General features: G+C 61.5%; 23 protein-coding genes. 10 read left to right on the top strand and 13 right to left on the bottom strand.

Annotated features, from left to right (window positions below; translation table 11 throughout):
• The first annotated feature begins 16 nt into the window (after nucleotides 1–16).
• Nucleotides 17–907 carry an ATP-binding protein gene (locus KZX66_RS03145; RefSeq protein WP_248076324.1) on the top strand — a complete coding sequence of 297 codons (891 nt, stop codon included), beginning with the start codon at nucleotides 17–19 and terminating at the stop codon, nucleotides 905–907.
• Complete coding sequence (locus KZX66_RS03140; RefSeq protein WP_248076322.1) at nucleotides 904–1,386, top strand: GAF domain-containing protein; 483 nt, start codon at nucleotides 904–906, stop codon at nucleotides 1,384–1,386. Before KZX66_RS03145 ends, KZX66_RS03140 begins: the two co-directional genes overlap by 4 nt.
• Nucleotides 1,387–1,415: 29 nt before the next feature.
• Here KZX66_RS03140 and KZX66_RS03135 read toward each other — a convergent pair whose 3' ends face one another.
• From KZX66_RS03135 to KZX66_RS03100, 8 genes are all read right to left on the bottom strand, one after another.
• Complete coding sequence (locus tag KZX66_RS03135; RefSeq protein WP_248076320.1) at nucleotides 1,416–5,051, bottom strand: transporter substrate-binding domain-containing protein; 3,636 nt, start codon at nucleotides 5,049–5,051, stop codon at nucleotides 1,416–1,418.
• 8 nt (nucleotides 5,052–5,059) lie between these two features.
• Nucleotides 5,060–5,677 carry a response regulator transcription factor gene (locus tag KZX66_RS03130; RefSeq protein ID WP_248076318.1) on the bottom strand — a complete coding sequence of 206 codons (618 nt, stop codon included), beginning with the start codon at nucleotides 5,675–5,677 and terminating at the stop codon, nucleotides 5,060–5,062.
• 248 nt (nucleotides 5,678–5,925) lie between these two features.
• On the bottom strand, nucleotides 5,926–6,327 hold the full coding sequence (locus KZX66_RS03125; RefSeq protein WP_248076316.1) for a response regulator: 402 nt from the start codon (nucleotides 6,325–6,327) through the stop codon (nucleotides 5,926–5,928).
• Nucleotides 6,328–6,496: 169 nt separating this feature from the next.
• Nucleotides 6,497–7,828 (bottom strand): deoxyguanosinetriphosphate triphosphohydrolase, encoded by a 1,332-nt coding sequence (locus KZX66_RS03120; protein WP_248076314.1) that lies wholly within the window; start codon nucleotides 7,826–7,828, stop codon nucleotides 6,497–6,499.
• Nucleotides 7,829–7,899: 71 nt separating this feature from the next.
• Nucleotides 7,900–9,063, bottom strand: a complete 1,164-nt coding sequence (locus tag KZX66_RS03115; RefSeq protein WP_248076312.1) for an EAL domain-containing protein — start codon at nucleotides 9,061–9,063, stop codon at nucleotides 7,900–7,902.
• Nucleotides 9,064–9,155: 92 nt separating this feature from the next.
• Entirely contained in the window at nucleotides 9,156–9,497 is a 342-nt protein-coding gene (locus KZX66_RS03110; RefSeq protein ID WP_248076310.1) for a hypothetical protein, read from the bottom strand.
• Nucleotides 9,494–9,883 carry a phage holin family protein gene (locus KZX66_RS03105; RefSeq protein WP_248076308.1) on the bottom strand — a complete coding sequence of 130 codons (390 nt, stop codon included), beginning with the start codon at nucleotides 9,881–9,883 and terminating at the stop codon, nucleotides 9,494–9,496. Before KZX66_RS03105 ends, KZX66_RS03110 begins: the two co-directional genes overlap by 4 nt.
• A gap of 4 nt (nucleotides 9,884–9,887) precedes the next feature.
• The gene (locus KZX66_RS03100; protein ID WP_248076305.1) at nucleotides 9,888–10,202 is read right to left on the bottom strand and encodes a YqjD family protein; all 315 of its coding nucleotides are present in this window, start codon (nucleotides 10,200–10,202) and stop codon (nucleotides 9,888–9,890) included.
• Between the two features lie 346 nt (nucleotides 10,203–10,548).
• On the opposite strand from KZX66_RS03100, the gene KZX66_RS03095 reads away from it, so the two are divergent.
• Nucleotides 10,549–11,757 carry an ammonium transporter gene (locus KZX66_RS03095; protein ID WP_248076303.1) on the top strand — a complete coding sequence of 403 codons (1,209 nt, stop codon included), beginning with the start codon at nucleotides 10,549–10,551 and terminating at the stop codon, nucleotides 11,755–11,757.
• On the opposite strand, the gene KZX66_RS03090 is transcribed toward KZX66_RS03095, so the two are convergent.
• Entirely contained in the window at nucleotides 11,744–13,480 is a 1,737-nt protein-coding gene (locus KZX66_RS03090; RefSeq protein ID WP_248076301.1) for a monovalent cation:proton antiporter-2 (CPA2) family protein, read from the bottom strand. The two genes, KZX66_RS03095 and KZX66_RS03090, sit on opposite strands and share 14 nt — an antisense overlap.
• 143 nt (nucleotides 13,481–13,623) lie before the next feature.
• On the opposite strand from KZX66_RS03090, the gene KZX66_RS03085 reads away from it, so the two are divergent.
• From KZX66_RS03085 to KZX66_RS03075, 3 genes are all read left to right on the top strand, one after another.
• A complete protein-coding gene (locus tag KZX66_RS03085) occupies nucleotides 13,624–13,860 on the top strand; it encodes a glutaredoxin family protein (protein ID WP_248076299.1) in 237 nt (78 codons plus the stop codon).
• A 74-nt stretch (nucleotides 13,861–13,934) separates the two neighbouring features.
• Nucleotides 13,935–14,270 (top strand): hypothetical protein, encoded by a 336-nt coding sequence (locus KZX66_RS03080; protein ID WP_010565034.1) that lies wholly within the window; start codon nucleotides 13,935–13,937, stop codon nucleotides 14,268–14,270.
• Between the two features lie 72 nt (nucleotides 14,271–14,342).
• The gene (locus tag KZX66_RS03075; protein ID WP_248076914.1) at nucleotides 14,343–15,233 is read left to right on the top strand and encodes a pseudouridine synthase; all 891 of its coding nucleotides are present in this window, start codon (nucleotides 14,343–14,345) and stop codon (nucleotides 15,231–15,233) included.
• Nucleotides 15,234–15,288: 55 nt separating this feature from the next.
• Here the strand turns inward: KZX66_RS03075 and KZX66_RS03070 are convergent, their stop codons facing one another.
• Both KZX66_RS03070 and mobA read right to left on the bottom strand, forming a co-directional pair.
• Nucleotides 15,289–15,510 carry a YgdI/YgdR family lipoprotein gene (locus tag KZX66_RS03070; protein ID WP_010211805.1) on the bottom strand — a complete coding sequence of 74 codons (222 nt, stop codon included), beginning with the start codon at nucleotides 15,508–15,510 and terminating at the stop codon, nucleotides 15,289–15,291.
• Nucleotides 15,511–15,590: 80 nt separating this feature from the next.
• Nucleotides 15,591–16,193, bottom strand: a complete 603-nt coding sequence (gene mobA / locus KZX66_RS03065; RefSeq protein WP_248076296.1) for a molybdenum cofactor guanylyltransferase MobA — start codon at nucleotides 16,191–16,193, stop codon at nucleotides 15,591–15,593.
• Between the two features lie 76 nt (nucleotides 16,194–16,269).
• Between mobA and moaB the strand changes: the two genes are divergently transcribed.
• Both moaB and glp read left to right on the top strand, forming a co-directional pair.
• On the top strand, nucleotides 16,270–16,809 hold the full coding sequence (gene moaB, locus KZX66_RS03060) for a molybdenum cofactor biosynthesis protein B (protein ID WP_248076294.1): 540 nt from the start codon (nucleotides 16,270–16,272) through the stop codon (nucleotides 16,807–16,809).
• Complete coding sequence (glp, locus tag KZX66_RS03055) at nucleotides 16,793–18,019, top strand: gephyrin-like molybdotransferase Glp (RefSeq protein WP_248076292.1); 1,227 nt, start codon at nucleotides 16,793–16,795, stop codon at nucleotides 18,017–18,019. Before moaB ends, glp begins: the two co-directional genes overlap by 17 nt.
• Before the next feature lie 10 nt (nucleotides 18,020–18,029).
• Here the strand turns inward: glp and KZX66_RS03050 are convergent, their stop codons facing one another.
• Both KZX66_RS03050 and KZX66_RS03045 read right to left on the bottom strand, forming a co-directional pair.
• A complete protein-coding gene (locus KZX66_RS03050) occupies nucleotides 18,030–18,359 on the bottom strand; it encodes an EscU/YscU/HrcU family type III secretion system export apparatus switch protein (RefSeq protein WP_248076289.1) in 330 nt (109 codons plus the stop codon).
• Nucleotides 18,356–19,933: a flagellar hook-length control protein FliK gene (locus tag KZX66_RS03045; RefSeq protein ID WP_248076287.1), complete on the bottom strand. Its 1,578-nt coding sequence runs from the start codon at nucleotides 19,931–19,933 to the stop codon at nucleotides 18,356–18,358. The genes KZX66_RS03050 and KZX66_RS03045 overlap by 4 nt, the downstream gene beginning before the upstream one ends.
• A 199-nt stretch (nucleotides 19,934–20,132) precedes the next feature.
• Here KZX66_RS03045 and ccmA point away from each other — a divergent pair, with 199 nt between their 5' ends.
• Both ccmA and ccmB read left to right on the top strand, forming a co-directional pair.
• Nucleotides 20,133–20,768, top strand: a complete 636-nt coding sequence (gene ccmA / locus KZX66_RS03040; protein ID WP_248076283.1) for a cytochrome c biogenesis heme-transporting ATPase CcmA — start codon at nucleotides 20,133–20,135, stop codon at nucleotides 20,766–20,768.
• The gene (gene ccmB, locus KZX66_RS03035) at nucleotides 20,765–21,433 is read left to right on the top strand and encodes a heme exporter protein CcmB (protein WP_248076281.1); all 669 of its coding nucleotides are present in this window, start codon (nucleotides 20,765–20,767) and stop codon (nucleotides 21,431–21,433) included. The genes ccmA and ccmB overlap by 4 nt, the downstream gene beginning before the upstream one ends.
• Nucleotides 21,434–21,456 lie beyond the last annotated feature (23 nt).

The raw sequence follows: 21,456 nt of genomic DNA, 5'->3' as shown, positions 1-21,456 counted from the left end.
TGCCAGAGGAATAAGTGTGGATTCTCGATTGAATGCCTTTCTGGAGCGCGCTGATGCAGTGCTCGCTCGCCTGGAGCCCTTGCTGCCGGCGCCACGCCAGGCCATCGACTGGCATCAGTGCCTGGCCGCCCGCTGGCAACGTGAGGGCCGCAGCGGTTTCCTGTTGCCGCTGGACGTCAGCCTGGATATGCGCCTGTCCGACCTGATCGGCGTGGACAAGCAACGTGAAACACTGGCACGCAATACCCAGCAATTTCTCGATGGACTGCCCGCCAACCATGCGTTGCTGTGGGGCTCGCGTGGCACCGGTAAATCCTCCATGGTCCGTGCCTTGCTGGCCCAGCATGCCCAGGCGGGTTTGCGTCTGATCGAAATCGAGCGTGACCACCTGGCCGATCTGCCGCGTGTGGTCGAGCAACTGCTCAAGCTGCCGCAGCGTTTCATTTTGTTCTGTGACGACCTGTCGTTCGAGGCCGGTGAAGGCGACTACCGCGTGCTCAAGAGTGTGCTGGACGGCTCCCTGGAACAGGCACCGGAAAACGTGCTGCTGTATGCCACGTCCAACCGCCGCCATCTGGTTCCGGAAAACCAGAGCGACAACGACAACTGGAAGCGCGTGGACGGCGAATTGCACCCAAGCGAGGCGGTGGAAGACAAAATTGCCCTGTCGGACCGCTTTGGTTTGTGGTTGTCGTTCTACCCGTTTACCCAGGAGCACTTCCTGGAGGTGGTGGCGCATTGGATCGGCGAGTTGGCCGCCAAGGCCGGTCTGCAATGGCAGCGTGATGAAACGCTCGATATTCTCGCCGTGCGCTGGGCCACCGGGCGCGGCAACCGCAATGGCCGCTGCGCGTATCAATTCGCCCGTTACTGGGTGGGCCTCAAACTGCTGGAGCGTCAACCGTGATCGATTTACAACAAACAGGCGCCGGCCTGGATGGCTACGCCATGCTCTGTGCGCAACTGGAGTCGCTGTTGGCCGATGAGCGAGATTTCATCGCCAACAGTGCACAGTTTTCCGCCTTCCTGTTCAACCAATTGGACGACTTGAACTGGGCAGGTTTTTACCTCAATCGCAATGAAGAGCTGGTGCTCGGCCCGTTCCAGGGCCAGATCGCCTGTGTGCGTATCCCGTTTGGGCGAGGCGTGTGCGGTGCGGCTGCGGCCTCGCGACAAACCCAGCGGGTGGAAGATGTGCATGAATTTCCCGGGCATATCGCCTGTGACAGCGCATCCAACAGTGAGCTGGTCGTGCCGCTGGTCAAGAATGGCCAACTGATTGGCGTCCTTGACCTCGATAGCCCTTCGCTGGCCCGCTTTACTGCGCAGGACCAGGCGGGCATCGAACAACTGGCGGCGATTTTTCTGCGCTTGACCGACTGCTGATCCAAACAGGGGCGGCGCTGCGTCCGCCCCTATCTGGCGTCCATTTCCCGCAGTTGCTGGTGCAGCACCCGTTCCAGTTCCAGCATCAGTTTTTCCAGAGACCTCACAGCGGCTTCGATCAAGGCAGGGGCATCGCCGCGGGCACATACCTGTTCAACGGCTTCGCATTGCGAAGCCACTGAGTGGGCTCTGACGATGCGGGCGGCGCCCTTGATCTTGTGGGCTTGCTCGATAATCGCTTCGGGCGTCGCCTGCGTCGCCATCAGTGCGAGGAGTTCCTGCCGGTCGTGTCGGCTGCTGCTCAGCAGCTCCTCCAGCAGGCGCCGGTTCATCTGGGGATCGCCACCGGTCATGGCCTCGAACTTGCCGAGGTCAAGCATCGGGCCAGCCGTTTGAGGGCTGATTTGCGCCAATTGCCGTTCCAGCGCCGTCAGGCTGATCGGCTTGAACAGGCAGTCGTCCATACCTGCCTGGGCGCAGCGCTGCTTCTCTTCGGGCTGGGCATTGGCGGTAAAGCCCAGCACCACACATGGCGTAAGGTGTTCGCGCTGCTCGTATTCGCGTATCGAACGGCTCAATTCGTAGCCGTTCATGATTGGCATGTTGCAGTCGGCGATCACCAGATCGAAGTGCGCCTGGCGCCAGGCCTGGAAGCCTGCCGCGCCGTTTTGCGCGGCCGTAAACTGGTGACCGAGGTAACCGAGCTGCTGGCACATCAGCAGGCGGTTTGCCGGGTGATCGTCCACGACCAGCACATTGAGCACAGGGGTGGTCGCGGCTGTCTCGGGCTTGATTTCATCGGTGACGAGCAACGGTTGCAGACGAGTCATCTTCAGGCTGACATGCACTTGCGTGCCCACCATCGGCACGCTGCTCAGGCTCAGTTGTCCGCCCATCATGCTGCACAGGCTGCGGCAGATCACCAGCCCCAGGCCCGCGCCACTCCTGGCCAACTGTCCGGCATTGTCGGCCTGGGCAAAGGGTTCGAACAGGCGTACCTGGTCATTGCGACTGATACCGATGCCGGTGTCCTCCACCACCAGTTTCATTTCGACCTGTTGCGGCGTTTGGGTGGGTAACACCGCTACCTTGATTTTCACCTGGCCGCGTTCGGTGAACTTGATGGCGTTGCTGACCAGGTTTGACAGCACTTGCTTGAAACGCAGCGGGTCTATCAGTACCTCGGTGTTATCCAGCTCGGGCTTGAATTCCAGCAGCAGGCTCAGGGTTTTCTGGCGTGCAAGGCCGTCGAACACCCGCACCACGGACTCGATCACCTCCCGCAGGTTCACGCGTTCCGGCGCCAGGCTCAGGCGGCCGGATTCAATACGCGCGATATCGAGGATATCGCCGATCAGTTCCAGCAGGTCCCTGGCTGAGTTGTAGGCCACTTCGATGGCCGGACGGTCGAGGTGACCCTGGTCCGCGCGCTTGAGCGTCAGCTCCAGCATGCCGATCACGGCGTTCATTGGTGTGCGTATTTCGTGGCTCATGGTGGCCAGAAAGGTACTCTTGGCCCGATTTGCCTCGTCGGCACGCTCCTTGGCGGCGCGCAGTTCGTCGAACAGTTGGCGGCGCTCGCTGATGTCGATCCAGCCCCCGATAATGCCTTGCACCTCGCCGTCGGAGTCGCGGTACGGCAGGATCCAGTGGTAGATCGTGAGTTTTTTTTCGCGAATATGCAGGGTTCGGTCCAGGATCAGCGGGGCGCCTTCGGCCACTACGCGTTGATAGTCGGTATGGTATTGCGCCGCTTCTTCGGCAAGGGCGGTGCTGACTTGCATCGCGGTTTTGCCGATCACGTCCTCACGCCTGACCCCGAACACCTGCAGGTAGCTGTCGTTGCAGGTCTGCAGCAGGCCGTTGCGGTCTCGTACGTAAATCGGGTGCGGGGTTTCATTGACCAGGGCGCGCATGAATTCGAACTGGTCGTTGAGGGCGCGTTCGGCCATCTTCCGGTGCTTGATCTGGCGGCGCATGTAGGCATTCCAGGTCAGGGAAATCAGCAGCAGCAGCCCGGTGCCCATGATGATGCGGGCGATCAGTTGGTGGTAGTCGCGCCAATAGCTCTCGGAGTCGGCGCGGTAGCCCCGCCAGCGACTGTTGATGACCCCCAGTTCGTCCGGCGCGATGCTGAGCAGGGCCTTGTCGAGTATCGAGCTGAGCTCGGTCGCGCTGCGTGATGTGGCCAGGGCAAAGGTGGCCGGCATCGTACCGATGCTGAAGCTGATTTGAAGCTTGTCCTGGAACATCTGCGCCGAGAGGAAGTAGTTGGCGACCACCAGGGTGTTGACGGCGCCGTCCACATCGCCTTTTACCAGTAGCTCGGTCGACTTGAAGGTATCGCCGGTTTCCACCAGTTCAATTTTTGGGAAATTGTCACGCAGGAACTTTTTCAACGGGCTGCCTTGGGTGATCGCCAGGCGCTTGCCTTCCATCTCTTCCAGGTCGGTGGGCGCCTGGTTTTCCTTGCGCGTCAACATCACGTAGGAGTTTTCCAGGTAGGGACGACTGAAGTTCAGTTGCGCTTCCCGCTCGACGCTGGGGACGATCGCGCCAATGATATCGGTCTTGCCCGCCTCGATTTGCTCGATCATGGTCTCCACGTTGCGGCCGCGCTGGACGTCGAAGCGCAACCCGGTACGCAGGCGAATCAGCTCCAGCAGGTCAGCGGTGATGCCGCGAAAGTTACCATCGGCATCGAAGAACGTCAGCGGTGCATAGGTTTCGTTGACGGTCACCTTGAGCACCGGATTGTCTTTGAGCCAGCGCTCTTCGCGTGGGGTCAGTTGCAGCTTCTGGTCGGTCAGCAAGATAGCGCTGCCGGCGCTCCAGCGTTTGGCGATCGCTTCCCGTTCATTGATGGGCACGGCCATCAATACGGTATTGACGATACTCAACAACGTGCGCTGACGCTGGGATATGGCAAAACTGAATCCATAGGCCTCATGCTTGCCGAAGGTGGCCATGCGAACGTTTTTCAGGTAGCCCTTGTTGATCATGTAATGGGTGGAAATGGTATCGCCCAGAAACACGTCGGCCTGGTCGAATGCCACCGCATTCAGGGCGTTTTGATAAGAGGGGTAGGCGCGGATGGTCGCGTCGGGGTAGAGCTTTTCCACCTCGTCCAACGGCAGGTAGTGATAGACCAGCGCCAGGCGCATACCGGCCAGGCCATCACTGAGGCTGCGGGTTTCGCCTTCACGGGTGACCAACACCGGCTGGTCTACAGCATACGGCTCCGACAATGCCAGGTTGGGGTTGGCCGCCTCGAAGCCATTGGAGGAGCCGAGCAAATCGATATCGCCGTTTTCAAGGGCGCGGATCGCAGCCTCTCGAGAGGGATAGCGCACTACCGTTACCGGCACGGCCAACGCCTTGGTCAACAGGCCAGCATAGTCGGCGGTGAGCCCTTCGTAGTCGCGCCTGCTGGAGGTGAAGTCAAAAGGAGGGTAGTCGGGTGACGCCGTGCCTAATACCAGTTCGCGCTTGTTTTGCAGCCACTGGCGCTGGGCCTTGTTCAGGTGGGTTTCCAGTTGCACCGAGCCTGCACGACTCAGTAAGTTGAAATGCTCCGCGTCCGATTGCAATTGCGCGGGCACAGCGGCACTGAAGCACAAGCCGGTGCTCAATATAATCAGATAGTCCTTTATACACCTGGGCATCCGCTTTCTCACACTAGCGCGTTTCGTTTTGCCAGCTCGATAAGTTCTACCAAGGACTTGGCTTGAAGTTTTTGCATGAGCCTCTTTTTATAAGTGCTGACTGTTTTATTGCTCAGAAACATGCCTTTGGCAATTTCCTTATTGGTGCGGCCTTGGGCAAAAAGTTGCAATACCATCAGTTCGCGGTCGTTAACCGCCTTGAACAGTTCGAGTTCCCGGCAATCGACACCGGCGGTAGTCAACGCCTGGCTCGGGAAATAGTTATAACCGGATAGTACGGCGCGGATTGCGCTCAGCAGCTCGCTCAGGTCGCCTTCCTTGCACACATAACCGTCGGCGCCGGAGCGCATGCAGCGCGTGGCGAATAGCGTGGGGGACTGAGCTGTCAGCACCAGGGTTTTCATTGAGGTGTTCATTGCGTTGAATCGGCAGAGCACTTCGAGCCCATCCAGTTTCGGAATGCTGATATCCAGAATAATCAAGTCCGGCAGGCACTCGCGCACCATTTGAATGGCGTCGCATCCGTTATCTGTCTCTCCGACTACTTTGTAACCTTCGTGTTCCAGTAGCATGCGGATGGCAAGCCTTATAACCGGGTGATCGTCGATAATAAAAACGGTGTTCATAGTCACATTCCATGCAGGTGCAAATAAAGCGGGCACATTAGCTCAGAAGCGGGTAGTGGAGCATGAGTACGAGGGGGGCAGATATAAAACAGGAAAGGTCCTACGAAAAAAAAGGTAACGGCTTACCCGTCTATAAGGCTTTCTGAGGCGATGTGTGCGTGATGTGCGCAGGGATAGCTAAATTTCGGTGCTAAAGACTATATGTGGGAAGGGCGGGAGTTTTTCGACGGGCTAGTAGGTTTAAAGTCCTACGTCGATAACGAACTTAGTGGGCGAATCAAATATAAAAGCTCATCTTTGTTCAAAGGTTTTGGCAAGTAACCCAGCAGCGGCAGGTCGCGCGTCAATGCCTGAGTCAGTAAGTTTGAAAGTTCTGCCGAGGGCAGCCCGCTGAGCAGGATCGCGGTGGTGATAAAACCTCGGCGGCTGGCGATCTCTATCAGCTCAAGCCCGGGCAGGTCGGGCAGGCATTGGTCGCATAGAAGGACGTCAAAGGGGGTGTCTGCCAGCGTCATCAAATGGATCGCTTGTTCGGCGTTTTCCGCAGGGGTCAGCCGCTCGAAGCCAAAGCTTCTAAGCAGGCACTGGGTGGCCAGCAATTGGAAGGGATGGTCCTCCACCAACAGGATACGAAGGGGATAGTTGGGCATAGAAAGCACACGGTGAGTCAAGCGTCGATGGAGAGGGCGTGAAGCGGTTCGCCAGGGGGCCCGGAGCGTGCGCGATTATTCTCCGGGGATCTGTGCGAATTCGATCAGGCCGCTCTGTTCCCTTTGTAGGGCTATTCGCTTCAGGGCGCAGAGGGCTTGATCAGGACCGTTATTGAGGGCTTGAACGCCCGGTCATTTCCCGCGCCATCTCGGTGGCATAGCTGTCGGTCATGCCTGCGATAAAATCGATCATGCGTAGGAACGATGTGTGCAATGGCCATTCGGGGTTGGGCGCATTGTTCCCAAGCAGGTCGAGAATGCGCCGGTTCTTGAACGACGGCGTGCGCCCGCCATGCTGTTCCAGTGCCGCACCACAGAAGGCGTTCAGCAGAATCTCCAGCGTGGTGTAGGCCCCGATCTCATGCAGGGTCTTGCGTTTGTCCTGGAAGATTTTCTTACGCGCCATGTCTTTTGCATCCAGCACGCAGCGTTTGGCTGGACCGTGCATGTGCTCCACCAGATCGCCGGGCAGTGTGCCCGCCAGCAAGGCGTCCTGCTGCTCGACAAACGCGCGTGCCGCGGCGTTGGTCAGGTGCTCAATGGCTTTGCCGCGCAGGATCGCCAGCTTGCGCCGGCGCGAGTCCGACGCCCCCAGCTGCCGATAGGTCTGTGGCAGGTCGTCGCCCACCAGGTCAAGCAGGAGAGACTCGACCTCTGCGTATTCCAGCAGGTCCATCTCCAGGCCATCTTCCAGATCGATCAGGGCATAACAGATGTCGTCGGCGGCCTCCATCAGATAGACCAGGGGGTGACGGGCCCAGCGTTGCTCCTCGAGTTGCGGCAGGCCCAGTTTGTGGGCGATCTGTTCGAGGATCGGCAGTTCGCTCTGGTAGCAACCGAACTTGTGTTTTTTGTAGCCCAGGGAGTCGGCGTGGCGGGCGCTCCAGGGATATTTCAGGTAGGTGCCCAACGTGGCGTAAGTCAGCCGCGTACCGCCGTCGAACTGGTGGTATTCCAGCTGGGTCAGCACCCGAAAACCTTGTGCATTGCCTTCGAAATTGAGGAAGTCATTGCGCTCGGCGCTGCTCATATCATCCAGCCAGCCACGCCCGGCCGCCTGTTGGAACCAGTGCCGGATAGCGTCTTCGCCAGAGTGGCCGAAAGGTGGGTTGCCGATGTCATGGGCCAGGCAGGCCGATTGCACCACCATGCCCAAATCGCTGGGATCGCACCAGTCGGGCAGGGCGCTGCGCAGGGTTTCGCCCACACGCATGCCGAGGGAGCGGCCCACGCAGCTGACTTCCAGGGAGTGGGTCAAGCGTGTGTGGATGTGGTCGTTACTCGACACCGGATGCACTTGGGTCTTGCGGCCCAGGCGGCGGAACGCGCCGGAGAAAATAATGCGGTCGTGGTCTTTGTGAAACGGGCTGCGGCCCAATTCTTCCGGGCTATGCAGGGGTTTTCCAAGACGTTCGCGGTTCAGCAGGGTGGGCCAATCCAAGGCGGGTACTCTCCGTGCGGTGAATGACCCTCCCAGCTTCCCGGTTAAGACTGGGCGGGGCAAGCAAAAATCTACAGACCAGCCGCGTCGATATCGATTAACAGCAAGCGCTGACCGTTATCGAAGAATTGTCCGGCGGTGAGGCAGTACTGGTTGGTGGTGGCATCGCGATACGTGGAGGACAGGGTCAGGCGCCGCTCGTCCCAGCCTTCGGCCAGCAGGTGGTAGAAGTACGGGCGCCACGACCAGTTATGGCCCAGGTAGCGGCTGTCGGTTTGCCAGGCGTCCTGGCGCCATTCGAAGTTGGGCGTCAGTTGCGTGCCATGCCGGTCGCACTGGTAAAAGCGCAGCAGCCAGGGGAAATCCGGCAGTTGCGGCAACAAGGAGAGTGGCGCATGGCCCTGGGCCCAGGTTTGCAGGATTTTCATCAGTTCGGTCAGTTGCTCGCGCAGGTGCATGATGCGTCCGCGTTCGGCCAGCTTCTGTTGGACGTACATCGTGCGCAGGTGGGCGAACTGCGCTACGAACGTATCGGTGGCGAACAGGTCCAGTTGCGCCTGGGCAAATAAATAGCCCTGCACATAGCGTGAACCGCATTCCAGGGCAAAGCTCAGTTGCGCTTCGGTTTCCACGCCTTCGGCAATGATCCAGCAACCGGTCTTTTCCGCCATCTGCGCCAGCGCCCGCACCACGTCGCTGCTTGGCCCGCCTCGGGCGGCGGCCTGGAACAGGCGCATATCCAGTTTGAGAATGTCCGGTTGCAACGCGAGCACCCGGTCAAGCTGGGAGTAACCGGCACCGAAGTCGTCGATGGCGATGCGCGCACCGGCCTCGCGATAGCGCGCTACCACCTCGGCCAGGCGCTGGATGTCGCCGCCCAGTTCAGTGATCTCGAACACGATGCGTTGCGGGTCGACACCGTTGGCCTGCACCTGCTGCAAGCTCGGCAGTGCCTGGCCCGGGCGCAGACGGGTGATCCAGCGCGGCGAAATGTTCAGGCTCAGGAACCAGTCTTCGGGCGCTTCATGCAGGCGGCTCAAGGCATTGTCGCGGATCTGCCGGTCAAGGCGGCGCAAGGCCACGCCCGGTGTACGCGGGTCGGCGAACAGCGGGCCCACGGACTGCAAACGGCCGTCAGCCTGGCGCAGCCGGCCCAGGGCCTCAACGCCGGCAATACGGCCGGTGGCGGTATCGATGAACGGCTGGAAACAGGCGAGCGGTTGCCCGTCGATCACGGAACCTCCTTAAGAGACATAGCGAAAAAAGGCCCGGCCCTCGCTGACGAGGGCCGGGCCGATTCTGTCTGCAAGAATGCAGCCAGCAGTGCTTAACCTTTGCGCGAACTGCCGGCCATCGCCAGTTTGATCAGTGGGATCAAACCCGCGCCCAGGCGCACCAGACGCGTCAGGCTGCTGATACTGCCGCCCTTGGCGCCCTTGCCGGTAAAGAAGCCCATCAGCGTTACCGCCGCCACGCCCCACAGCGGCGCGTGCTTGATGCCCAGGCTGTCTTGCCAGTTGTGGCGCATGTCGCGCACTTTGTGCAGCGGCGCCATCAACTGCTGGGACTCGTGACGGATTTCCTGGCGGTGCATTTCCATGCGCAGGCGGATCAAGGCCTTGCGCATTTCTCGCCGCGAAGTGTTTTGCGGGATCTCAGTCAGGCTCATGGCAGCAGGCGCTCCCGGTCATTGGCCAGCTCTTCGAGGGTGGCATGGAAAGGCGTGGATTCATCGAACACCGCGGCCTTGAGCCGCACCCCGCAAAACGCGGCGGCCAGGCTGTAGAACACGCACAGGCAGATGATCCCGGTCAGGCGGTAGCCGGTGTCCCATACCAGGATCATCACCAGCGTCGACAACCCCACCAGCAACAGCAGGGCGAATACCAGTGCCAGGCCTGCGAACAACAGCAGGCTCACAGTGCGTGCCTTCTGCTCCTGCAATTCGATGCCGAACAGTTCGACGTGGCTGTGCAGCAAGCCAAGAACGGCTGCGCCCAGGCGTCGTGAAGTGGAGCTTGTGCCCGTGGACGAGCCGTTTTCGCCGATAGCCATAGTGTTAGCGCCTTGTGGCCAGCAGGCCGATCAGAAAGCCCACGCCGGCGGCAATACCCACCGACTGCCAAGGGTTGGCCTGCACATAATCTTCAGTGGCAGTGATCGCTGCCTGGCTGCGTTCGCGCAGCGAGTCTTCGGTCAGTTGCAGGGTTTCACGGGCCTTGAGCAGGCTCTCATGAATCTTGCTGCGCAGCTCGTCGGCCTGGTCACCGGCCAGAATCGCGGTGTCATCGAGCAACTTTTCGGTGTCACTGACCAGGGTTTGAAAATCCGCCATCAGTATTTCTTGGGCGGTCTGTGCTGTTTTTCTGGCCATGGTTATCTCCGTGATGGGCTGATCTGTACGTGTGGTTTCGAGTCACCGGCATCGGTGAAGGTTCAGTGCAATTGTCTGGTACAGCTTTTGCTTTGCCTTGGTGCGCAGGCCCCGAGGTCTGCGCTGAATCCGGGCGGTAAGGCCACAAGCCCTCAAAAACCTTACCTTAAATAACTCAAACTCGCGGAAAAACCCTGTCGGCCGCGGCCTGTTGTGTTGATCGCTGCCCTAAAGCGGTTCACATCCTCTAAAGAGGGATGGTGCCGCAAGTGCCAATTTAGTGCGCGCAACCCTGGCTTGAACCGCTTTGGTGCTTTTTGCCTTTAATGCAGGCCTGCCAACCTCCATGGAAAATTTGCAAAGTGCGGTGGACACCCTCGTCCATAGCTCCAACACCCTGTTTATTCTGATCGGTGCGGTCATGGTGCTGGCCATGCACGCCGGTTTCGCGTTTCTTGAAGTCGGCACCGTGCGCCAGAAAAACCAGGTCAATGCCCTGTCCAAGATCCTCAGCGACTTCGCCATCTCCACGCTGGCTTATTTCTTTATAGGCTACTGGATCTCTTACGGCGTGAGCTTCATGCAACCGGCGGCCGTGATCAGTGCCGACCACGGTTATGGCCTGGTGAAATTCTTCTTCTTGCTGACGTTTGCCGCAGCGATCCCGGCGATTATTTCCGGGGGTATCGCCGAGCGTGCAAAGTTCGCTCCGCAGTTGTGCGCCACGGCGTTGATCGTGGCGTTTATCTACCCGTTTTTCGAAGGCATGGTGTGGAACGGCAATTTCGGCGTGCAAGCCTGGCTGCTTGCCACCTTCGGCGCCAGTTTCCATGACTTCGCCGGTTCGGTGGTGGTGCACGCCATGGGTGGCTGGCTGGCGCTGGCGGCGGTGTTGCTGCTGGGCCCGCGCAACGGGCGCTACCGCGAAGGGCGGCTGGTGGCCTTTGCGCCGTCGAGTATTCCGTTCCTGGCGCTTGGGTCGTGGATCCTCATCGTCGGCTGGTTCGGTTTTAACGTGATGAGTGCGCAGACCCTGAGTGGTGTCAGCGGCCTGGTGGCGGTCAATTCGCTGATGGCCATGGTCGGTGGCACCGTCGCCGCGCTGGTGATCGGGCGCAATGACCCCGGCTTCCTGCACAACGGCCCGCTGGCAGGGCTGGTGGCGATATGCGCCGGTTCCGATCTGATGCACCCGGTGGGCGCGCTGGTCACCGGTGTGGTCGCCGGCGGGCTGTTCGTGTGGTGTTTCATCGCGGCCCAGGATCGCTGGAAGATCGACGATGTGCTGGGGGTATGGCCACTGCATGGCCTGTGCGGCGTGTGGGGCGGGATTGCCTGCGGCATCTTTGGCCAGACGGCGCTCGGCGGCTTGGGCGGTGTGAGCCTGATCAGCCAGTTGATTGGCACCGGCCTGGGCGTGGCGGTGGCGTTTGGCGGTGGACTGCTGGTGTACGGCGTGATCAAGCGCGTGCACGGGCTGCGCCTGAGCCAGGAGCAGGAGTATTACGGCGCGGATCTGTCGATCCATAAGATCGGCGCGGTCAGTCAGGATTGATCGGCGTTTCTTCATCGTGATCCGTGTGTGTGTAGAAGCCGTGCAGCAGGCGATAGCGCGAGTGCCGCACTTGATCGACCCGCGCCTGTACCTGCTGGTCCGGCAGGCCCAGCAGAATCAAGGCGTGGGAGGCAAGCATCAGGCTCGACTCCAGCAACTCGGGCACCACTTCGCTGGCGCCCGCGGCTTTCAGTTCGGCCAACTGGCTGTCGTCGCGCGTGCGCACCAGGATCGGTACCTGGGCGTTGATGCGACGCGCTTCCTTGAGCACCACCAGGGCCACATCGCTGTTGTCCACCGCAATCACCACCAGGCGCGCGCGTTCCAGGCCCACCGCGCTGAGCAGGGCGCCTCGACGACAGTCGCCGTAATGCACGCTGCTGTCCTCGGTCGCGGCCTCCTGTACACGTTCGGGGTCGTCATCCAGGGCGATGAACGCTTGCCCCTCGTGGCGCAGAAAACGCCCGATGGATTGGCCGACACGGCCGTAGCCACAGATCACCGCATGGCCGTGTAGCTGAGCGTTGAGCGCAGTGATTTGCTCCAATTGCACTTGCTGGTTGGGTTTGCGGTGCAGGCGCAGGGCGATGGCCGGCGCGGCGCGCAACAGCAGCGGGGTCAGCAACATCGAGCAGAAGGTGGCGGCCAGCAGCAAGCCATTGAACTGGTCCGGGATCAGCCGGCTTTGCTGCATCTGCGCCATCAGCGCAAAACAGAACTCACCGCCCTGGGACAGGGCCAGGCCGCTGCGCCAGGCGGTTTCACTGTCGCTGCCGCGCAGCTTGACCAGTAGGGCGACCACGCCACCCTTGACCAGCATCAGCGTGAGGGTCAGGCCGAGAATCAACAGGCCGTGGCTGAGGAATAGCTGCAGGTCGATGAGCATACCGATGCTGACAAAAAACAGGCCCAGCAGAATGTCGCGAAAGGGTCGGATGTCCGCTTCGATCTGGTGGCGATAATGGCTTTCCCCCAGCAGCATGCCGGCCAGAAACGCGCCAAGGGCCGGCGACAGGCCGAGCAGGTGGGTCAACCAGGCGGTGAGCAAGACGATCACCAGTGCCAACAGCACAAACAGCTCTGCGGAACGGGACGCGGCCACTTCCTTAAACAGACGCGGCAATAACCAGCGACTGGCCAGCAGCAGGCCAACGAACAGCACCACGGTTTTGCCCAGGGTCAGCGGCAAGGCCAGGTACCAGACCTGGTCGCTGTGGCCGGCAAACACCGGGACCAATGTCAGCAGCAACACGGCGACTACGTCCTGAAACAGCAGTACGCCAATCGCATTCTGCCCATGGCTGCTGAAAATTTCCCCGAGGCTGGTCAGCTCCTTGCTGACGATCGCCGTGGACGACAGCGCCAACCCCGCACCGAGCAGCAACGCTATGCCCGGTGCCACCCCCAGGGCCATCAACAAGCCCCCCAGCAGCGCCGCACACCCCAGCACTTGCAAACTGCCCAGGCCAAAGACCACGCGGCGCAGGGCCAGCATCTTGGTCAGGGAGAACTCCAGGCCCAGGGAGAACAGCAGGAACACCACACCCAGTTCAGCGAGGTCGGGTAACGCTTCGCTGTCATTCACCCAATCCAGCGCGGTGGGCCCCACAGCCAGGCCCACACACAGGTAGCCCAGCACGGGGGGCAGTTGCAGCCGGCGAAACAGCGCAATCACCACCAGGGATGAGGCCAGAATGATCAGCAGGTTGGCAAACACACGCATCTCCGTTGCAGGCGGCAGGTAAAAAGCCGCGAGAATCGCTGAATCAGTTATAGGCCATGCTGACCTGGATCAGGGTTTATCGGCTCGCCAGGGATAATGAGTCGGCCTAAAATGGACGCCTATTCCTGACCAGGTGTTTCGCCATGCCTCCAGAATGCCAGTTGTTCACCACCTTGGGCTGCCATCTGTGTGAGCTTGCAGAAGCTGAAATCATGCCGCTCGTCGAACACGGGTTGCTGGTGGAGTTGGTGGATATCGCAGATTCCCAAGCCTTGTTTGAAGCCTACGGCCTAAGGATTCCGGTGCTGCGCCGGGTAGACACCGGTGCCGAACTGGATTGGCCGTTCGACACGGAGCAGGTTGTCGCCTTCCTTCTCTGAGGTTTAGGCGATGGCGGGTTTCCAAATATTACGTTACTGTATGTTTGTACAGCGATTGAATAGAGGGAACGCCCGTGGTGAATGTTGAACAACTGAAAAGCAGCGTCAATCGCATGTCCGCCGACGTCGTGCGCGACGCGGTGAACGAGCTGCGCCTCGATGGTCTGGTCACGGAAGGCAAGACGCCATTTAACAAAGTGCACTTCAATACCTGCTTTGCCGAGATCGAAGCCCTGTTCCAGCGCGCCGGTTACCACAAGCAACTGGATGTGGTGGGTTACCAGGGCTTGCTCTACGCCTTGTACGATCCGGGCCGCTGGGAAGCGGTGGACGTGTTGCGCTGGCTCAAGGAATTCACCGAGGCCGCGAGTGCTTCGCCAATCCTGCGGGCGGAACTGGCCAAGGCCTGATATCCGCCCTAGGCCGAATCCCGCTTCATGCGGGATAATGCCCGCCGGTTTTTCAAGGCTTCGAGCATCGGCATGTCCACTTCCGGTTTTTCCGCGTCACAGCATCAGGCCAGCACCCTGTACCTGCCCCCCGGTCTTTGGGCGACGGTACTTGATTGCCTGTGCGAACACTTCCCGGCGATCAGTCGCGAACACTGGCTGGACCGCATCGCCCGTGGCCGGGTGCTGGATATCAACGGCCAGCCGATCCGCCAGGACTTGGCTTACAAGGAAGGCCTGTGCATCTATTACTTTCGCGAAGTGCCGAACGAAAAAGTGATCCCGGTGAAGGAGACCATCCTGTACGCCGATGACCACTTGGTGGTGGCGGATAAACCGCACTTCCTGCCCGTGACCCCGGCTGGCGAGTACGTCGAGCAAACCCTGCTGCGTCGCCTTATTCGCCGCCTGGACAACCCTTCACTGGTGCCGTTGCACCGCATCGACCGGCACACTGCCGGGCTCGTGCTGTTTTCGGCCAACCCGGCCAGCCGCGCCGCGTATCAGCAGTTGTTTCCCACACGCCGCATCGACAAATTCTACGAAGCCATCGCCCCGGCCCTGCCAGGGTTGACGTTCCCCCTGGTGCACAAAAGCCGTCTGGTGGAGGGCGAACCCTTTTTCCGCATGCGCGAAGGCGAGGGCGTGGCCAACACCGAAACGGCGGTGCAGGTGCGCGAAAAAAACGGCGAGCTGTGGCGCTACGGCCTGTCCCCCGTGACCGGCAAAAAGCACCAACTGCGTGTGCACATGACCGCCCTCGGCGCGAGCATCTGCAATGACCCGTTCTACCCGGATGTGATCAAGGACGCGGTGGACGATTACGCCAACCCCCTCAAGCTGCTGGCCCAAGGCGTGCGGTTTATCGACCCGGTCACCGGGCAGCAACGCAGCTTTCGCAGCGCAATCACCCTCGATTGGTAAACCCCACAAACGACAAGGCCCGCGCGAGGCGGGCCTTGAGGGTAAACGCTAAGACTTACAGGTCTTTAACGGTGCGAACCTGATCTTTGTTGATGCGGGTGCGCTTGCCGTCAAGTTGTTCGAATTCGTAGAAACCCGAATCTTCATTGTATTTCGGGGTGTCGACAGCCTGGATTTCGCGACCGTCATTCAGGGTGATCACTGTAGGCGAGGCGCAACCGGCGAGGGTGGCGAGGCCCAGTGCAAGCATGAGAGCGGCGATGGTCCGTTGAGTCATGGGTGTTGTCTCCGAGAGAATACTTTTGAGTGCTGACCTTGAGACGTGTAAGACGTCGCCAAAGTTCCTTGTGCGAAGGTTCATTCTGACACGTCAGACTTTGGGTGCAACAGCTCAGGCGTATTAAGGTTGGCCAGGCGCGGATCATCGGCCGGGCACTCCAGGCCCATGCCGCCCAGTTGCAGGAAGATCTTGCGCGGGCTGCGTTCGCCGGCGTGCCACGCCTGCTCTACCGCGTTTCGCAGTAGGGTGGGGATGATGCAGATCAAGGGTTCCCAGAACTCACCATGGCGCACCATCACCGGCAGCCGTGGATGGCGCTGCGCGATTTCGCGCAGGTCGGCCAAGAGTTGAGCGTCGATATACGGCACATCGCACGGCAGTATCAGCAGATGGTCATGGCGCGCAGCGGCCAATCCGGCGCGGATGCCGGCAAGCGGGCCGGGGAAGTCGAGGTTGTCGTCGCCCACCAGTTGGTCGGCATAGGGCGCATACAGCGCCTGGTTGCGATTGCACGAGATGATCAGGTCGTCCGTCAGCGGTCGCACCAGCCGCTGCAGATGGGCAATCAGCGGCTGGCCGCGCCACGCGAGCAGGCCTTTGTCCTGGCCGCCCATGCGCTGGCCGCGCCCACCGGCCAAGAGCAAGATCGAGCAGGGCAAGGACGAAGAATCCAGAGACATGGCGGTTCCGCTGCGGCAGGTAAATAGGGGCCTGTGATATAACACCGGGCTGATCCTTCGACAACCGGACCGTGCCATGAAAGCCAAGGCAGATGCGCCCTTCGTACCCCTGAACATCGCTGTATTGACCGTCAGCGACACCCGCACCCTGGACACCGACACCTCGGGCCAGGTCTTCGTCGACCGCCTGAGCGCCGCCGGCCACACCCTGGCCGAGCGCGTGCTGCTCAAGGACGACCTCTACAAAATCCGCGCCCAAGTGGCCCACTGGATCGCCGAAGACGTGGTGCAGGTGGTGCTGATCACCGGTGGTACCGGCTTCACCGGCCGTGACAGCACTCCTGAAGCGGTCAGTTGCCTGCTGGACAAGCAGGTCGACGGTTTTGGCGAGCTGTTCCGCCAGATCTCCGTGGCCGATATCGGCACCTCCACTGTGCAATCGCGCGCCCTGGCCGGCCTGGCCAACGGCACCCTGGTCTGCTGCCTGCCGGGCTCCACCAATGCCGTGCGCACCGGCTGGGACGGCATCCTGGCCGAGCAGTTGGACAACCGTCACCGCCCGTGCAATTTCGTACCGCACCTGAAACAGGCCGCACCGTGTGAATCCCGTGGGTAAGCCCGGCAAGACCGGCGCCCTTATGCCGGTAGAACAAGCGCTGCAGCAGCTGCTGGCGATGGCCGAAACCGCGCCGATCCAAGAGCGGCACGCCTTGCCCCTGGCCGAGTGTGACGGCCGGGTCTTGGCGCAGGACCTGGTCTCCACCCTCGACCTGCCGCCCTGGCCCAACAGTGCCATGGACGGTTACGCCCTGCGTCTGGCGGACTGGACCGGCGAGCCGCTGGTGGTGAGCCAGCGCATCTTCGCCGGTAACGCCCCCCAGCCTCTGGCGGCGGGGACCTGTGCGCGTATCTTCACTGGCGCGCCGGTGCCGGAGGGCGCCGATTGCGTAGAGATGCAGGAAAACGCGGCGGTTCACGCCGATGAGCGTGTGAGCTTTACCCAGCCGTTGCACGCCCACCAGAACATCCGCCCCCAGGGCCAGGAAACCACCGTCGGTGAATCTGTGCTGTCGGCCGGCACGCGCCTGGGCCCGATCGAACTCGGCCTTGCCGCCTCCTTGGGCCGCGACAAGTTGGACGTGGTGCGCCGTGTGCGCGTGGCGGTGTTGTCCACCGGCGATGAGCTGGTTGAGCCTGGCTTGCCCCTGGGGCCGGGCCAGATCTACAACAGCAACCGCCGCCTGCTGTGCTCATGGCTCGCGCGTCTGGGATGTGAAGTGATCGATGCCGGGATTCTCCCGGACGACCTGGAGCAGACCCGCGCGCGCCTGGCGAGCCTGGGCAGCGTGGACCTGATCCTGTCCACGGGCGGTGTGTCGGTGGGCGAAGCGGATTTCCTCGGTATCGCCCTGCGCGAAGAGGGCGAACTGGCCCTGTGGAAGCTCGCCATCAAACCCGGCAAACCGCTGACCGTCGGCCATTTTCGCGGCGTGCCGGTGATCGGCCTGCCAGGCAATCCAGCCTCGACCCTGGTCACTTTTGCGCTGTTGGCGCGGCCGTACATCCTGCGCCGTCAGGGCGTGGCAGAGGTCGAGCCGCTGCGTTTCGAGGTGCCGGTGGGCTTCGACTGGCCCAAACCGGGCAACCGTCGCGAGTACTTGCGTGGGCGCATCGAGCGGGGCCAGGCGATCATCTACCGCAACCAGAGCTCCGGGGTGCTGCGCAGCGCGGCCTGGGCCGAGGGGTTGGTGGAGGTGGTGGAAGGGACCACGCTCACGGTCGGTGATCGCGTCAACTTCATTCCCCTCAGCGAAGTCTTGAACTGATGACAGACAGTCAGTAGTCGTCGCCGCGCTCGGTCACATCGCGTTCCACCGGCGCGGCATCCGGGTCATAGCCCACCGGGAACTTGCCCTTTAACGTCCAGGCAAACGCAATGATCTCGGCGATGGTGCGGTACAACTCCTCCGGGATGCTGTCCCCCAGTTCCATGCGCGCCAGCAGCTTTACCAGCTCGGCGTTTTCATAGATCGGCACTTCGTTTTCCCGTGCCAGCTTGAGGATCGCTTCGGCCAGGGCATCGTCGCCCTTGGCGGTCAGGGTCGGGGCCTGTTGTCCGTCGTATTTGAGGGCAATGGCCTGGCGTGACGATTCGGTGTTTTTCATGCGGTCTCATCCACCCAACGTTGCTCCAGTCCGGTTTTCGGCCCGCGTGGCGGGGTGCCCAGGTGGCAGTCCAGGTCGCCGACGTTGAGGCCCGATGTGACCAGGCGCTCGCGCAGGTTGCCCAGGTGGCTTTCGATCAAGCTGGCAGTGAAGGGACGCGTAGCCCACAACTGGCTGGACAGTTTGCCCTGGGTCAGTTGCGCCTGGACCTGTAATGGCCCCAGCGGCTCCATATCGAACGCGAGTTCGACGCGCCAGAGCATGTGCTTGGGGTCTTTGTTGGTTTTGCGTTCAGGCTGGTCCTTGTCCTGCGCCGGTTCTTCGCGCTGGAACTTGACCTGCAGCGGCACGATGTCCTGCAGGGTACGCAGGGGGATTTCCAATTGCCAGGTGCTTTGCAGGCGACCATCGGCGGTGGTGCCGGTCTGCTCCAGGCTCGACAGTTGGTGGCTCTGCAAGCGCGAAATCGCCCCGGCGGCCAGGCGCAGCAGGTTTTCCAGATCGCCTTCGCCTTCCAGTTTCGCCATCAGCCGCTCGGGCAGCGGGAAGCTCACCGGCGCTTGCCGTGCGCTGACCTGGCCGAGGGTATTGAGCGGGCTGCGCACGAAGTTCGGCATCACCTGGGCCAGGGTATTGGCGGCCAGGATCGCATTCAGGTTGGTGGTGGTGGGCAGGGCCGGCAGCAAATCAGCGACCAGGCGCAGCAGCGCGCCTTTCATGTCCAACGGTGGTACCTGCGGGTTTTGTCCGGCAAGTAATTTGGCTTCCAGAAACGCACCGCTGTTCTGGATCACTTGGGCCAGCACCTTGGGGTTGCTCACTTGGTCCAGGTCGGGCAGGGCGGCGAGCAAGCGATCCGCTGCGGCGCGCAGGTCGGCCGAGGTGCTGTCGCCGCGGGGCAGGTTCTGCAACGCCGTGAAGACCGCATCCAGCGAGCCTTGGCGGCTTTGCTGGGTGGCCAGTTGTTGCGTCACGGCCAATTGATCCTTAAGCCCGCTCAACGGCACAAAGCTCAGGGTTTGCGCGTTCTGCACCACGGCACTGAGCAGGCTGCCCACGCGCAACGGCTGGGGGCTTTCCACGGTCAGCGTCGCCCCCGCCTGCGCATTGTTGAGCACGGTCACCAGCGAGCGGTAGATCGCCGGTTGCGTGGTGCCCTGGGGCAGCATCTGGGTGGTCAGCACCTTGGCCTGCAACAACGTGCCCACCGGCATCCGTTCTGTGTCGATACGGGTCAGGGCCGCCACATTGGCACTCAGGGCCTGCTGCAAGCTGAGGGTCAGGTTACCCGCCGGGGTCTGGCTCACCGCCACATTGCTCCCCAGCGGCAATGGCTGGGCACTGCTGGCCTGCACCAGGGTCTGGCGGCCGCCGTCGAGGGTCAACTTGAGCAGTAACTGAAAAGCTTCACCGCCTTGTTTGAGGGCGATGACTTCGGCGTTCGCGGTTTTCCCCGGCTCGATCAGCCCGATCTGCGGCTCCAGCAGTTTCAGCAAGGCTCCCGTGGCAGGCGCAGGGCTTTGCCCGGCCGTCGGTGTGGGAGCAAGTGTGGGAAGGTTGATCTCGCCGGTCATCGTGCGCATCGTCTCTGGGAAATTGCCCTCTTTAGCGTAGGGCATCGCATGTATAATGCCGCCCGTCTGCAAAGAGAGCGGTAAAAACCTCACAACTATTTGATCCAGCTCTCTAAAATCGGTCGCCAAAGCCGTTATTGTGCATCTTTCTTTAACGGCCGCTGCACCGCCGACTTGAACCGTAAAGGCCCGCGATCTCTTGACCAGCCCTCTTCTTGAAGCCATAGCGCTTTCCTGTGAACGCGACCTGCGCCTGCTGTTCGAACACCTCGAACTGCGGCTGGCGGGCGGCGACATGGTGCAGGTCAGCGGGCCCAATGGCAGCGGCAAGACCAGTCTGCTGCGCTTGCTGGCCGGGTTGATGCAACCCACGGCCGGCGTGGTGCGCCTCAACGGCAAACCGCTCACCGAACAACGCACTGAGCTTGCGCGCAACCTGATCTGGATCGGCCACGCCGCTGGCATCAAAGACGTGCTCACCGCCGAAGAAAACCTCAGCTGGCTCAGCGCCCTGCATCACCCCGCCCCGCGCGACGCCATCTGGCAGGCGCTGGCCGCCGTGGGCCTCAAGGGGTTTGAAGACGTCCCCTGTCACACCCTGTCCGCCGGCCAACAGCGCCGCGTGGCCCTGGCGCGCCTGTACTTGCCGGGGCCGTCGCTGTGGATCCTCGACGAACCGTTCACCGCCCTGGACAAACAGGGCGTTGCGCAGTTGGAAGAGCACCTGGCACGGCACTGCGAGCAGGGCGGCACGGTCCTGCTCACCACCCACCACACCCTGGTTCGCCTGCCTGCCGGTTACCGTGAGCTGGACCTGGGGCGGTGGGCGGCATGAGTGTGTTCGCCCTGTTGCTCGCCCGCGAAGCGCGGCTGTTGTGCCGTCGCCCGGCTGAACTGGCCAACCCGCTGGTGTTCTTCGCTATCGTGATTGCGCTGTTCCCGCTGGCGGTCGGCCCCGAGACTAAACTGTTGCAAACCTTGTCCCCGGGACTGGTGTGGGTGGCGGCGCTTTTATCGGTTCTGCTCTCGCTGGACGGGCTGTTTCGCAGTGATTTCGAAGACGGCTCCCTGGAACAGTGGGTCCTTTCGTCGCACCCCCTGCCACTTCTGGTGCTGGCCAAGGTGCTGGCACACTGGGCGTTTTCCGGCCTGGCGCTGGTGTTGCTCTCGCCACTGTTGGCGATGATGCTGGGCCTGCCCGTTGAATGCCTGCCGATCCTGCTGCTGAGTCTGTTACTCGGCACGCCAGTGCTCAGCCTGTTGGGGGCGGTGGGCGCAGCGTTGACCGTGGGGTTGAAGCGCGGGGGCCTGTTGCTGGCCCTGCTGATTCTGCCGTTGTACATCCCGGTATTGATCCTGGGCAGCGGTGCCTTGCAGGCCGCGCTTATGGGTATGCCGGCGACCGGTTACCTCCTGTGGCTTGGCAGCCTGACCGCCCTGGCGGTAACCCTGACACCCTTTGCTATAGCGGCCGGCCTGAAGATCAGCGTCGGCGAATAATGAGGTCTGACCGAGCGTTATAC

The sequence above is a fragment of the Pseudomonas sp. EYE_354 genome, assembly GCF_023148575.1.
Taxonomy (GTDB): domain Bacteria; phylum Pseudomonadota; class Gammaproteobacteria; order Pseudomonadales; family Pseudomonadaceae; genus Aquipseudomonas.
The sequence above is the reverse complement of the archived record's forward strand: the minus strand, read 5'-3'. Positions and strand labels throughout refer to the sequence as shown.